At 61.5% G+C, this 13,299-nt stretch carries 14 protein-coding genes and 1 pseudogene; 8 read left to right on the top strand and 7 right to left on the bottom strand.

The window, feature by feature from the left end; translation table 11 throughout:
- Window positions 1-3: 3 nt before the first annotated feature.
- Genes N4J17_RS02265 through N4J17_RS02250 form a run of 4 tightly spaced genes read left to right on the top strand, consistent with a single transcriptional unit; the run spans window position 4 to window position 3,638 of the window.
- Window positions 4-648 (top strand): paraquat-inducible protein A, encoded by a 645-nt coding sequence (locus tag N4J17_RS02265; RefSeq protein ID WP_198322284.1) that lies wholly within the window; start codon window positions 4-6, stop codon window positions 646-648.
- Window positions 641-1,321: a paraquat-inducible protein A gene (locus tag N4J17_RS02260; protein WP_198322283.1), complete on the top strand. Its 681-nt coding sequence runs from the start codon at window positions 641-643 to the stop codon at window positions 1,319-1,321. The genes N4J17_RS02265 and N4J17_RS02260 overlap by 8 nt, the downstream gene beginning before the upstream one ends.
- Window positions 1,318-3,036 carry an intermembrane transport protein PqiB gene (locus tag N4J17_RS02255; protein ID WP_198322282.1) on the top strand — a complete coding sequence of 573 codons (1,719 nt, stop codon included), beginning with the start codon at window positions 1,318-1,320 and terminating at the stop codon, window positions 3,034-3,036. Before N4J17_RS02260 ends, N4J17_RS02255 begins: the two co-directional genes overlap by 4 nt.
- Window positions 3,037-3,044: 8 nt before the next feature.
- A complete protein-coding gene (locus tag N4J17_RS02250; RefSeq protein WP_232470328.1) occupies window positions 3,045-3,638 on the top strand; it encodes a PqiC family protein in 594 nt (197 codons plus the stop codon).
- Here the strand turns inward: N4J17_RS02250 and N4J17_RS02245 are convergent, their stop codons facing one another.
- Entirely contained in the window at window positions 3,639-4,163 is a 525-nt protein-coding gene (locus N4J17_RS02245; RefSeq protein ID WP_198322280.1) for a hypothetical protein, read from the bottom strand.
- 871 nt (window positions 4,164-5,034) lie between these two features.
- Between N4J17_RS02245 and N4J17_RS02240 the strand changes: the two genes are divergently transcribed.
- The 3 genes from N4J17_RS02240 to N4J17_RS02230 all read left to right on the top strand — a co-directional run bounded on the left by N4J17_RS02240 (window position 5,035) and on the right by N4J17_RS02230 (window position 6,577).
- Complete coding sequence (locus N4J17_RS02240; RefSeq protein WP_198322279.1) at window positions 5,035-5,865, top strand: reverse transcriptase domain-containing protein; 831 nt, start codon at window positions 5,035-5,037, stop codon at window positions 5,863-5,865.
- Window positions 5,862-6,209, top strand: coding sequence for a group II intron maturase-specific domain-containing protein (locus N4J17_RS02235; RefSeq protein ID WP_277458145.1), 348 nt, complete (start codon window positions 5,862-5,864; stop codon window positions 6,207-6,209). Before N4J17_RS02240 ends, N4J17_RS02235 begins: the two co-directional genes overlap by 4 nt.
- Window positions 6,210-6,403: 194 nt before the next feature.
- Window positions 6,404-6,577, top strand: coding sequence for a hypothetical protein (locus tag N4J17_RS02230; RefSeq protein WP_198322277.1), 174 nt, complete (start codon window positions 6,404-6,406; stop codon window positions 6,575-6,577).
- Window positions 6,578-6,681: 104 nt separating this feature from the next.
- Here the strand turns inward: N4J17_RS02230 and N4J17_RS02225 are convergent, their stop codons facing one another.
- The 4 genes and pseudogenes from N4J17_RS02225 to N4J17_RS02210 form a co-directional block, all read right to left on the bottom strand.
- A complete protein-coding gene (locus N4J17_RS02225) occupies window positions 6,682-7,371 on the bottom strand; it encodes an MT-A70 family methyltransferase (RefSeq protein WP_198322276.1) in 690 nt (229 codons plus the stop codon).
- Window positions 7,372-7,749: 378 nt separating this feature from the next.
- A complete protein-coding gene (locus N4J17_RS02220) occupies window positions 7,750-8,148 on the bottom strand; it encodes a transposase (RefSeq protein WP_198322274.1) in 399 nt (132 codons plus the stop codon).
- Entirely contained in the window at window positions 8,091-8,687 is a 597-nt protein-coding gene (locus N4J17_RS02215; protein WP_198322273.1) for an ISAs1 family transposase, read from the bottom strand. The genes N4J17_RS02220 and N4J17_RS02215 overlap by 58 nt, the downstream gene beginning before the upstream one ends.
- A 227-nt stretch (window positions 8,688-8,914) precedes the next feature.
- Window positions 8,915-9,133 (bottom strand): annotated as a pseudogene (locus N4J17_RS02210) (IS481 family transposase); the annotation flags it as partial.
- Between the two features lie 398 nt (window positions 9,134-9,531).
- Between N4J17_RS02210 and N4J17_RS02205 the strand changes: the two are divergent.
- Window positions 9,532-10,227, top strand: coding sequence for an IS110 family transposase (locus tag N4J17_RS02205; RefSeq protein ID WP_198322271.1), 696 nt, complete (start codon window positions 9,532-9,534; stop codon window positions 10,225-10,227).
- Window positions 10,228-10,576: 349 nt separating this feature from the next.
- Here the strand turns inward: N4J17_RS02205 and N4J17_RS02200 are convergent, their stop codons facing one another.
- Window positions 10,577-11,980, bottom strand: coding sequence for an esterase-like activity of phytase family protein (locus tag N4J17_RS02200; protein WP_198322270.1), 1,404 nt, complete (start codon window positions 11,978-11,980; stop codon window positions 10,577-10,579).
- A gap of 112 nt (window positions 11,981-12,092) precedes the next feature.
- Entirely contained in the window at window positions 12,093-13,292 is a 1,200-nt protein-coding gene (locus tag N4J17_RS02195) for a hypothetical protein (protein WP_232470327.1), read from the bottom strand.
- Window positions 13,293-13,299 lie beyond the last annotated feature (7 nt).

The raw sequence follows: 13,299 nt of genomic DNA, 5'->3' as shown, positions 1-13,299 counted from the left end.
CACATGATGGAATCCTGCGCGGGTGAGTATGCGGTCGCCGAGTATGCCCTCGTCGCCTGCCACGACTGCGATCTGCTGTTCCGCAAACCCCGGTTGCGGCCGGGGCAGAAGGCGCGTTGCCCCCGTTGTGGCGCGGTCCTGTTTCAGCGCAAGCGCAGCGGGATGGATCAGTCGCTCGCGCTGGCATGCACCAGCCTGGTCCTGTTCATTCTGGCCAATGCTTATCCCTTGCTGCGGATGAACATCGCGGGCCGGGTACAGGAAGGCTCGTTGCTGACGGGAATCGAGGAACTCTATTCGCAAGGCTATTGGGAGATTTCCGTGCTGGTGTTCGTTGTCACTTTTCTGGCGCCACTGGCCAAGATGCTTTGCCTCTTCTACGTGCTGCTGCCGCTGTGGCTGTTCGGACGGCGGGCGCCGAAGGCCGAGCGGGTATTCCGCTGGATGGAGCAGTTGTCGCCCTGGGCCATGACGGAGGTGTTCATGCTGGGCATCCTGGTGGCTGTGGTCAAACTGGCCGATCTGGCCGCTCTCACCCCAGGCATTGCGCTTTATTCCTTCGCTGGCCTGATGGTGACCATGGCAGCGGGCGATGCCATGCTGGACGACCATGAGGTTTGGGAACGGCTGGAGGCCGCGGATGGCTAAGCATGCGATTACGGCCGCCGAGGCCGGGTATCTGCTCTGCCACTGCTGTCATTTGCTCTGTCGGCCGCAGCCCGGATCGATCCATTCCCGCTGCCCGCGCTGCGGCGCGGTCCTGCACCGGCGCAAACCCAACAGCCTGGCGCGGACCTGGGCGCTGACCCTGACGGCTTATATTCTTTACATTCCCGCCAATCTGCTGCCGATCATGACCGTGACGATGTCCGGCCGGGGCGAGCCTGACACTATCCTCAGCGGCGTCAAGGAACTGATCGTGGGCGGCATGTGGCCGTTGGCCCTCCTGGTGTTCTTCGCCAGCATCACGGTGCCGGTGCTCAAGCTCCTGGCGCTGACCTTCCTGCTGCTGTCGGTCCGGTTCGGTTCGCACTGGCGGCCGTGGGAACGCACCGTGCTTTACCGGCTCACCGAATCGATCGGGCGCTGGTCGATGATCGATGTTTTCGTGATCACCATCCTGGTGGCCGTGGTCGAACTGGGGACTCTCGCAACCATTGAAGCCGGCGCCGGTGCCGTGGCGTTCGGCGGCGTGGTCGTGGTGACCATGTTCGCGGCGATGAGTTTCGATCCGCGCCTGATCTGGGATTGCATGGCGCCGAAAGACGGCGAGGTTTCTTCCCATTCCCGCCCCGAGGGCGCCTACAGGATGCAGCGATGAACGAATCCCCGAAGGAAGGCGCTGGCGATGCTCCGGAATACGATGCCTGGGAGGCGGAGGTCAAATCCTCACGCGGCCTGCCGCTGGTATGGCTGATTCCTCTGGTGGCGCTGGGCATAGGCATCTGGCTGGCCTATAAGACGCTGAGCGAGGAGGGGCCGACCATCACCCTGCTGTTCAAGGAGGCGCCGGGGCTCGAGGCGGGAAAAAGCAAGATCAAGTTCAAAGACGTGGAAATCGGCACGGTCGAATCGGTCGTGCTCAACGAGGATCTGACGGGGGTCGTCGTCACCGCCAAGATGGAGAAGCACGTCGCCACTCACCTCGGTGAAAACACCGCCTTCTGGGTGGTGAAGCCGGAACTGGGGCTGGCCGGCGTCTCCGGCCTGGACACCCTGATGGCAGGAAACTACATCGCCGTCGAGTTCGGTGGCGGCAAGGTGGTCCGCAGCTTCGTCGGACTCGAACATCCGCCACGGATCAAAGCCGACACCCCGGGCCGCACTTTCTTCCTGGCAGCGGACAGCGCGGGCCCCTTGAAATACGGTACGCCGATCTACTTCCGCGACATCCAGGTCGGACAAGTGGTCGACGTCGGCTTGGCCGAGGATAACCAGAGCGTCCAGGTCGAAATCTTCATTGATGCACCCTATCACCGCATGGTGCACAACAGCACGCGCTTCTGGCAGGTCAGCGGGATCGATCTGTCCCTCAGTGCCCAGGGCGTCAACCTCAAGGTCGGTTCGATCATGTCCCTGCTCCAAGGCGGCATCACCTTCGAAACGCCGACGCTCAACGATCCCAAGGTGCAGTCCAGCGAGCCCAACACCCATTTCAGGCTGCACAAGGATTTCGCCAGCATCGCCGAAGGGACCTATACGCTGCGCCAGCCTTATCTGCTGTTCTTCGATGACTCCGTCCGGGGGTTGAGCGTGGGCGCGCCGGTCGAACTCAAGGGCATCAGGGTCGGCACAGTGACCGAGCTGAAGCTCGCGCTGGATTTCGGCGCGCATAAGATTCGGATTCCCGTCGTCATCGAAATCGACCCCGAGCGGCTCATTCCCTATGGTGCGGAGGAAGTCATCCAGCGGGTCAAGGAAGAATACAAGGCGGCAATGGAGAGCGGCCGGCGTCCGTTCATGGAAAAGCTGGTGGAGCGGGGCCTCCGCGCCCGCCTCAAGACCGGTAACCTCTTGACCGGACAACTTTACGTCGACCTCGATTTCTACCCGGAGAGCCCGCTGAAAAGTCTGGATTACAGCGGTCAGTACCCCGAGCTGCCGACCCTGCCCTCGGTGGCGGACGAGTTGCAACGGAACGTCACGGAGATCGTGGCGAACTTGAAAAAGCTGCCTCTGGACAAGATCGGCCAGGAGCTGCTCGGCACCGTACAAGGCAGCAATCGCCTCATGAATTCGCCGGAGCTCAAGGAGGCCATCGTCTCCCTGAACGCCGCCATGAAGGACCTGCGCCATCTGGCCCAGACCGCGGACCGGGAAATGGTGACCCTCAGCACGGAGGCGGAAAAGAGCCTCAGCGCCACCGCCAGGGTGCTGGAGCAACTCGAACCCGGATCGGCGATGGCGGTGGACATCAGCAACGCGCTGGAAGAACTCGCCGCCTCCGCTCGTTCCATCCGCGCCTTGACCGACTATCTCGAACGCCATCCGGAAGCCCTGTTGCACGGCAAGGGCGGCTCGGGAGGCAAGCCATGAGGGAACCCATGATGCGATCCACCTTTCTGGCGGCGAGCCTCGCCGCGCTGCTCCTCGGCGGCTGCGGCACCAGCCCCGACACCCGCTTCTACGTGCTGTCAGCCGCCCAGGAGCCGGTCCGCGCGCTTGCCGGTCAGGAGCGCGAGATCGCACTCGGCGTGGGCCCGGTCGAATTGCCGGAGTACCTGGACCGTCCCCAGATCGTGACGCGTACCGGCCAGAACGAGCTCCAGCTCGCCGAATTCGACAAATGGGCGGCATCGCTCAAAGACAGCGTGACCCAGGTGCTCGCGGAAAACCTCGCCACGCGCCTTCCGAGTCGGAAAGTAGTGACCTACCCGTGGAAGCGTTCGGCCCAGGTGGATTATCAGCTCGTGGTGAAGGTAATCCGGTTCGAAGGGAGCGGGGGGGAGGCCGTGCTGAACGTGCGCTGGTCGGTGGTCAGCGGCGACGGCAAGACCGAGCTGCTGGTCCGTGAGTCCAGCTATGCGGAGCCTGCCGCCGGGACGGACTACCGCGCGACCGTGGCCGCCATGAGCCGGGCGCTGGCCCGGTTCAGCCGGGACGTGGCCGAAGCGGTAAGGGGGCTGAGCCGAGGCTGATCACGCAGGCCGGAGCCGATCGGGTCCCGCCAGACCCTGTCCTATCGTTCTATCTTTCCCATCCATCGCCCGGGCGATCTTCTCGTGGCCGGGCTTCGCCTCATGCTCGAGGCGCGGAATCTCGGTGGTGTGTCGCATGGAACTCCTCTTTGCCGGCACGTCCCCCCTTCGAAAGAAAAAGGGCGGCTCTATGCCTGTGTACGCCCGACATGGGCATGAACTGATGGGGTGAAAGTCCCCTGTAGGAGTACCTGTAATGCCCATTCTTTGGGCTAATATGACGACTAGCCGACGGCAAGGGCAATCCCGCGAGCCGGTTGCTTGCAGCATGCAGGCCAGATCGCGCTCCAGGCCGCCCGTGGCTTCCATGACGATCAGATCGACCGTCATGCCGAAGAGCTTGGCGACGAAGGCATCGTGACCGGCGTCGTCATTGGCGAAGGTCCCGATGCGGCCGGTGACGCCAAAAGCGGCATCGAAGGTCTGTTTGGCGATGTCGATGCCGACAACGATTGCTTCAGGCATGTTCCTCATCTCCCCTCCTTGCAAATGCGATCTTGGGTCAAACAACTGTTCGGGCTCCAACGGAACGGTCACGGCGGCGCGCCATCGGCTCGCGGACGGGTTTGGTGGCCCCAGGGGGGAACAGGCTGCGCCGCCGTGCCCGAAACAACGGACGCCGTGGATTTGTGGGCAGCCGGCTGCGCCGATTCCCGCCTAACCGGCAAAGCGCGGTTCCCCAGGGACAAGCCGTGGAAAACGCTGCGCGTTTCCCACCGCTTGCCCACAGGTCGGCGGCTGCCCACAAGCTCCACTCCGTATCATCAGCAACTTTCATATTCATGATTCGGAAGATACAAGGGGTGGTCTGAAGGAAGTCCGAGCGCAAAGGTGCGAGCCGACGAACAGACAAAATCGCCGGGAGCGATTTTGAACAGCCGGAGGCTGGCCCGAAGGGCGAGCCGCAGGGACGTGGCGAGTAAACCGCATAGAAGGCTCAGTCTCCGGGCGAGTCAGCACAAGATGACAAAGCCCACCGGGTGCAGGAGATAGGGTAAATGCGGCGGTTGTGCACCGAGAGTTCATGTTCTTATTCGGGGGTGAGAAGCACTGCTTCGAACGCGCAGGCAGGATGCCGAAGCTGGGCTTTTCTGTGAAGCAGGATGCGAAGCAGAAAAGTCTGTCCGGCGAGCGGCTGGGGCAGGTTATGGGAGCCGGACTGAGGGCCACGGCGAAAGCCGTGGAGAAACCACCGGACCCTACGGTCTGTTCTTGGCAGCGCGCCGTGTGGTAACACACGACGTGACCGGGCAGAAGTCAGCAGAGGCCATACTAGCCGTGTTGGTCTGGAAGACCGGGCGGTGAAGGGCCTAACACGAGAAGACAAGGAGGAGCCATGAGTCACTCGCAGCCGTTGATGAACCCGACCGGGGGAGACGGCCTGCGGCGTGGTCGCATGCAGCCAGCCTTGCACGATGAGCTGATGGCGCGGGTCTTGGACCCTGTGAACTTGCGACGGGCATGGAAGCGGGTGAAGGCCAATCGGGGCGCGCCCGGCTGTGATGGGATGCGCATCGAGGACTTTCCAGAGTTTGCGCGTTCGCAGTGGACCGAGATTCGCCAGCAATTGAACGATGGCCGCTACCAGCCTGAACCGGTGCGCCGGGTGTCGATCCCGAAGCCGGGAGGCGGTGAGCGACTGCTGGGTATGCCGACCGTCGTGGATCGGGTGAGCCAGCAGGCCATGGCGCAAGTATTGATGCCGATCTTCGATTCGGGCTTTTCCGAATCGAGGTTGCGAATCCCTTCCTTGGGATTCGTCCTTCGGACCCGCCTTCGGCTGTCCAAAATCGTTCCCGACGATTTTGTCGGCTTTCGACCGGGACGCTCTGCCCATGGAGCGCTGAGACAGGTACAAGCCCATCTTGAGGCCGGTTACCGTATCGCTGTCGACCTGGACTTGGCGAAATTTTTCGACCACGTTCAGCACGATGTCTTGCTGGCCCGCGTGGCCCGCAAGCTCGGCGACAAGCGGTTGTTGGCATTGATTGGCCGCTACCTGCGGGCAGGTGTTCTGGTCGGAGAATCCATCCAGGCAACGGAATTGGGGACGCCGCAAGGCGGCCCACTGTCGCCGTTGCTCACCAACATCCTGTTGGAGGATATCTGGACAAGGAATTGGAAGGGCGTGGCCACCGATTCGTCCGCTATGCGGACGACCTGGTGATTCTGGTGAAGAGTCAGCGGGCCGGTGAGCGGGTCAAGGACAGCGTCACACGCTTCCTGACCCGCAAGCTCAAGCTGGTGGTCAACGAGCAGAAAAGTCGGGTGGTCAAGACCAACACAGCCGAATTCCTGGGGTTCAATTTCCAGGGAACCAAGCTGCGCTGGTCCGACCGGGCGTTCGAGGACTTCAAGCACCAGGTTCGGAAACTGACTGGGCGCAGTTGGGGCGTCTCGATGGCTTACCGGTTTCACAAGCTGGCCCAATACGTCCGCGGCTGGATGGGTTACTTTGGCATCTCGGTGACTCACGCCCGATCCCCGACTATTTCGCCGGGAGCGAAATAGGTCGCACGCGAGTGCGCCCGAAGGGGGCGCGCCAGGGATGGTGCGCCACAGCTCGACCACTGGCTTCGGCGCCGGGTGCGCATGTGCTACTGGAAACAGTGGCGCTACGTGCGCACCAAGGTCAAGAACCTGTTGGCTCTGGGAACGAGCAAACGCCAGGCGATCCTAACGGCGGTCAGCAGCACAAAACGATTTTGGACAGCCGCAGGCTGGCCCGGAGGGCGGACTCCAAGGATGGACTCCGCAACAGCGACTGGCGCCTGTCGCGGACGCTGGCGACCCAGACCGGGATGATCAACCAATGGCTGAAGACCCAGGGGCTGATCTCGATCCGCGATCTGTGGATGAAGGCCCATGGCTACGCCTGACATCGTCGTGTGCTCCCTTCTCGTGAATCGCGAAGGTAGCGGACCCGCATGCCGTGGTGGTGTGGGGACTGGGGGTTAGAGACCCCCGGTTACCCGATTCGGCGTCATTTCTCCACGCGATAGCCCCGTGGGGACTCCAACAGCCTAAGCTGATGGTCCGAATGCCCCTTTCGCTTCGCCACTCCGTAGTATGAGTTCTCCTCGACATTTTCATTGCCCCACTGCTTCCAACCCTCGCGCGGAAATCTCGCAAACAACTCTAGGTAGGGCCCCGGAGAGCACGACTCTATGAGATCGTAGATTTGATCAGGCTTTCTTGAATGCTCCCGCTTTCGAGACGAGAAGAGATTGACCTGAGTCCGTCCAGGGCCAAGGGTTCGCATGCTCCCACGTACCCCGAACAGAACGAGTTCCGTTACGTTGCGGAAATAGAACCCGACCCCACGCCCGTCTGGGCCACCGTCTTTCCTCGTCTTGTACCAAACGAGGTTGGTCTTGTAGGTAAAGCCCCATGCTTCCATGACCTTGAGCCCTTCTTGAAGAAGGGCATTCGGAACCCACAAGTACAGATGGGAACGCGCAGCCGCCAACTTGGACACTGGAAGTTCGATGATTTCCTTCAATTCCATGGTCGGATAGCGCAGCAGTCGTCTGTGTTCTGGTGCCACCTTTCCGGTCTTGTTCTGGAACTGCCAGGGCGGATCTGCCAGTATCGTGGAAAACTGCCCCGCCATCTTCGCGAGCAAGTCTTCCGAAGGATTAGGTTCCGCAATGTTATAGATTTTCCCAGCCATTATTTTCTCCCCCAGTTCATTCCACAATAGCCTTCGGAAGGCCAATAAGCAAAAGCGGGCATGGATTCCCTACACCGCGCCGAACACGATCTTCAAGTTTTCGCCAATGGGTAGTGGCTTCTCCGAACTTATCCGAGACGAAAACATGGGCCCAGCCATCTTCAAATGAACCTCTTGCTACGACTGCCCTCTCGATCAGAGCCCGCTGGCGGGTTGTTGGCGAGTAATACTCAGAAAGCGCATCTATCTGGCTTAAACCGCGCGTACGTGCGAAGTCGGCAACGATCTCACGAAGAGAGTTCTGCAGTGTCTCCCCGCGTGTGATGATGCCGCCAATTGAGATCACTCCGTCTGCGTGCAGCCCAGGGTTGTTCAACGCTATATCCCCTCATAGTCCAAGAGCCGCTGCAGGCAGAGGGCATTGTCGAAAAGGGCTTGTCGGATGTTGGCTTGTCCATTGTGTCGCAAGAGGTTCAAGGCGAAATGGCGCAGCAGGGCAAAGACGCCGGGATTTTTGCGGATGCGGCTGGAGTCCTCGTCGAGTGAGACATCGAGCCCATGGTGAAGGCGGTTTTCGATGGCCCAATGGCCGCGGATGACCTGAGCTACCGTGGCCGCCGAGGCCGTGCAGGTCGCCAAATAATAGGCGGGGGGTTCCTGGCGGGGCTCGAAACAGCGGCGGTAGGGGTTGAACACTTCGGTCTGGCGCTGCACCTCGATCACGGTCTGGAAGTGGTCGTGCCAGGGTTCGGCGCCGCTGCCCGCGGGAGCGGCCACAGGCGCAGGGTGCGCTGTTCGATGCGGTTGCGCCGGCCCTGGTCGACGGTGTAGTGCTGTTCGGCGTGGGCTCGGCTCTGGCATAGCGTCCGCACCGCGGCCAGCCGCTTGGGATGATTGCCTTTGAGCTGCACCAGGAGGTCGTTGCCGGTGGCAAGCACGGTTTCAACCGTTTTTTGAAGGTGGAGGGCATCGAGCGTATAGAGCCGCCCGCTCAATCCCAAGGTTTCGATGAGGCGCTGGGCCGCCTGGATTTCATGGTCCTTGCCCGCATCCTCGATCAGGATCTGGCCCAGCACGATCCGCTCTTCGGTGGCGAAGGCGCTGAGCACCCGGGCGGCCTTGCGGTCCTCGAAACGGTCCAGGCTGCCGCGCAAGGTCTTGCCGTCGAGCGCAATCACCGCCGCCCCTTCGGCCAAGCGCGCGGCATGGGCGCGAAACTGCGGCGCCAGGGCTTGCACATCCAAGCCCTGCAAGGCATAGCGGATCGAACGGTAAACCGGCGTGCGCCGCCACCGGCAACCGTAGGCCGGGTTCAAAGCCGCCGGATGGGTGTACAGGAACTGATTGCATACGCCGGTAGGACTTCGCGCCGCTCAGGATCGCCAAGATGCTGAAAAGGAGCCTATGTGGCCGGTCGAACAGCCGCCCTTGGGCACGGCGATGATCCGGAATGGCCAGCAGGCTTTGTTTCAGGGCGGACAACGGGAACCTCTTTGAAAATCCCGACTTCTTGCAGCAATTTTTCAGCATTGAACGGCCCTGGATACACCACAAGGGCTTCTTGCGCCGGGATCAGCGTGGTTTGCAGGCGCTGCGCCGTGGGCGACCGGTCGTTGAACGCCGTGCGCGATTTCCACTGGCGGACGGTGGCCTCCGTCACGGTGTACCGGCGCGCCAACACCCGGATGGGATCCTCGCTTTGCGCGATCTCCGCACGTACGGCGGGTGTCGTGCGGGCTGGTTTATGCAGAGCGATCTGCATGGGACGGACTCTCTTACGTCGATATCACATGATGGCGCGAAATGCGCCGTCAACAGCGCTCGCGCATAGAATAACGGATAACGCCTTTCGTCTATAGGATCGTCCTGGACGTAACACCTAACCAATCATGATCGGCTTCCCGCTCGCCCCTGAGCATGAAAGCCGGTGTGAATTCGTGCCATCCTTGAGGTTGGAAGATGGCGGACAAGAGATCGTTGTACGTTTGGTGGTCCGACCCCGACGCCTAACCCGATTCTGCCTGGCCCCATCGCACCCCCGATGGTTCTTTTGAGAACGCTTAGGTCAAAGTGAGCTGCGCCAGTGGTTTGGACGCAAGCCGTCGGGACTGGCATGCCCGCTGTCTTCCATGATCGCAGTCTAATCCTGGGAGGTCCGCTATGAAACCCCTCTATCGCTGTGTTGCCGGTCTGGATGTGCATCGCATGCTGTATGTCCTCACCGTGTGGATGGAACAGGCCGACGGTAGCCTGTCCAAACAACAACGCCAATTCACAGGCTTTAAGCGTGATGTGCGCGAGTGGGTGGCCTGGTTGCAATCTTTGGGCGTGGAACGAGTCATCATGGAAAGCACCGGGATCTATTGGAAAAGCATCTACGCCGCACTGGAGGCGGCCGGCATTCCCGCCCAAGGGGTCAATGCCCGTCATGTGAAGACTGTTCCCGGTCGCAAGACCGATATCGCCGACTCGCAATGGCTGGCGCAACTGGGCCGTTTCGGGCTGGTCCGTCCCAGCTTCATTCCGCCCAAGGACCTGCGCGAACTGCGGCCGGTCTCCCGCTACCGGCAGAAGCTCAGCCAGATGCAGGCCAGTGAAAAGAATCGCCTGCATAAGCTACTCGACGATGCTGGCATCAAGCTGGGCGCGGTGGTGGCCGATATCGACGGTGTTTCCGCTCGCGCCATGATCGAAGGCCTGATCGCCGGCCAGCCCGTCGAACAACTCGCCAAGCTGGCCCAAGTCGGACGCCGGCGCGCATCCCGCGTTGAACCCGGCTCGTTGAGCGAACCGATTATTCCAACAAACAGCCCGTTCAGCGGGAGGACTTTGCTCGCGCCTCTTATCGGGGGCTAGAAGTGAGGGGCTGCTCGCTTTTGCGCAGTCCCTCTCGACTGACAGGTTAGAGGTGCGTTTTAGTATGGCCACTGCCGTTGCCTCGCTTTGAATTCCGCCGCATGCCGAGGGCGATACCAAAGTGCCAAAGACGTAAACAGCACCGCATCGATGAACTTCGCACGGGTGGTTCTTTCGATTCCCTTTTCTTTCGCATCAGGCATTTGATCACGCAGATTGCCACATAAGGAGACAACAGCGGTAAGAGGTTTGAGCCGAGGCTGATCACGCAAGCCGGACCCGATCGGATCCGGAGCCAAGCCGAGGAGACGCGCCGCCTGGCAGCGGAGCGCCTCCCGCTACCGCGGGATTACCGGAAGGAAGCTTCGAGGATTTTCTGTTTCTGGAACACCGTCGGCTTTCCTCCCGCGTCGGTGCCCAGGTCGACATCGTCAAAGGCGAACACATAGAAATTGTTCGGATTGGCGACGCCGTTGGGGTGATAGGAGTCGGTGATGCTTGGCAGGAAGTCGTTGTCGTTGGCGACGAACAGCGTGTGTCGCTTCCGGCCGTCGATCATGACATCCGGGCCGAATGCGATGCCTTCGATCTTGGATGGGATGTCGTAGGCGCTGATGCCGGCGTCGACCAGGGCGGCCTTGAAATCCAGGAACAGGGTTTTGGGGACGGCGTAGGCGGACAGATCGCCGCTGATTCCACTCACGTCGGCGGCGCCGGCGAGGTCGATCTTGAACAGCTTTTTGACCTTGGCGGCGCTGTCGTCGCCCAGTCCCTTGCCGTCGCGTTCGTCCACCAGGAATTCGTGATTGTTGATCGCGAGGATTTCACTGACGCCGGAGCCTTCCGTCAGCCGGTAGGCGTACTCGTGGGTCATGCCGCTCGCGATGCTGAGTGTGATGATACGGACGCTGTTCTTTTTGTCCTGCGCCAGGTTGGTCTGCATGATGCCAACCAGGGTCTTGCCGTCCGGTGTGATGGCCAGGCCCTCCATGCCTTTGTTGGCGATGCGCCCTGCGGTGTTGCCGGCGATTTCGTCAGCGCCTCTGGGGCTCAGGGTCGTGACGGCGAAGTGGTCTGGCAGAGTGAACGATTTGATCCGTTTACCGCTGATACGGTCGAACTGGTAAACGTAGGGGCCGTATTCGTCGGAGACGAATACGCTGCGACCGTCATTGGAGATGCGGATGCCTTCCGGGTCCAGCCTGCCGTTGTCGGGATTGGTCGAGGGGGCGGCGGGCTCGAAATTGTCCGAGCGGCCGCTGAAATAGAAGCTGCGTCTGCCGTTCAATGTCGGCGCTCCACTTCCCAGGGTATGGCTGGTATCGGTGCCGAGGGCGCCGGTTCCATAGACGAGCGGCGTCGTGCTGGCGAGGAGCGTGGTGGAGAGCAGCTCGGGTTTCAGGATGAACGGGAGACCCGAGCCACTGCTGTTGCGCTTGAGCCGGAAATGGAGGGTATGGAAGCGGTTGATGTAGGAGGTGGTGTCGTCCACTAGCGGGTTGTAGGGCGTGGCGTTCGGGCCGCGATCGGGAGCGGCGATGAACAGGGGGCCGCCGGCCCAGGCCAGCCCGGAGCCCAGGCCGCCGAGGAGGTTGCCGCTGACGCCGTTTTCCAAAGGAGCGTGGGTTCGAGGCGCCCGGTCGGAGGAAGCCGGGTCGACGGTGCCGATGGCGATGAGGTCTGTACCGGCATGGCAGACTGTCGCGGCGAACAGCGCCGGGGCAAGGCTTTGAGACAGCAATGTCTTGGGCATGGTTCTTCTACCTTGGGTTGAAATGAACCAAGAATGCTAGCAATCGGCCGTTACAGGACGATTGCCGGAGGATGACGAATGCTTTTTTGCCTTCATGCCGATGCGATGTGTATTACCGTGTCAGTGCGAACTCGTCCGCGAGGTCGATGTAATGTGGTTTGCCGAGCATCTGTTTGGCGTACTCAATGGCCAGGATGGATTCCATGTCGTCCCGGTTCAGTGATTCCAGGTAGTGCCCGGCGCTAAAGAGGGCCTGTACCTCGCCATCGGCGAGCAGTCCTTCCTCTTCGCAGCGCTTCCGCAATGCGGTGAGGTAGTTCTGTGCGAGCCGCTTCAGGCGGGCCAGCGGCAGGCGTGACACGGCGTGGAAGTCCCGGGCCAGTGCCATGGTGTCGTCGGTGCGCGGATGCTCGGCGATCTGCCTGAACACCTCGCCGAAGCGTCGCAGGCCGCTGAAGATGTGTTGGCTGTTGACCACGTTGATGCCGGCCCAGCCGGCCCGGATCCATTTGAACACTCCGAAACGCGTTTTCGGCGGGGTGTCGCCGGTTTCGAGGTAGAATGCCACCGATTGCGAGCCGTACATATAGGTGTTGGCCCAGCCGAGTCCTGTGCGGTTCAGGCCGGTCTGGTCGGTGTAGAGATAGTCCCAGTTGTCGTCCGGTCCTACGATGATGCCCTTGCGCCCGACCCTGGACTCGCCGGTCTGGCTGGAGAGGCTGATCAAGAGCTTGCGCCCGCCCACCCGGGTCAGGATGAGGGTGCGGTACAGGTCGTATTCGTAATAGGCGCCGGAGTGGCTGTCCGGGGAATTGACCAAGTGTTCCATTCCGGTAACCACGACCGGCTTGTCCGGCGTGGCCGGCTGGATCCACAGTGCCGGCAGCTTTTGTCCCGGCGCGTCGACCGCGGTCCAATGCTCGGTGCGCACGGTGGAGGGGGCGGTGAACACCGAAGGGATGTCGTTGCTGTAGGTCAGGCGCAGAAGGTGGTCCAGGCTGCGGCGGATGTCCGACTCGTAGTAGGCGGAAGTTGCGCCCTCGCGCTCCCCGGCGCGGTATATCCAGTCGTCTTTCTTGGGGCTTTCGATGAAATCGAGGAGCCGGCCGATGCGGGCGGTATCGAAGCGGTGGGGATCGAGCCGGTTCTTGCCGACGAAATCCAGCAGATAGGTGAGTTCGTTGTCGATCGCTGCAGGCAGTTCGGTTTCGCGCATCGCATCTTTGGCGCGGACCGTGAGCGGCAGCAGCAGGAGGATGGCCAGAAGGAGGGGGCTTCGCCCCGGCTTAAATAGGGAAGGGTGCAAGATCATGGAGAGC

It is taken from the genome of Methylococcus capsulatus, assembly GCF_036864975.1.
GTDB lineage: Bacteria > Pseudomonadota > Gammaproteobacteria > Methylococcales > Methylococcaceae > Methylococcus.
Note: the sequence above shows the minus strand (reverse complement) of the source record. Positions and strands in the feature narration are given on the sequence as shown.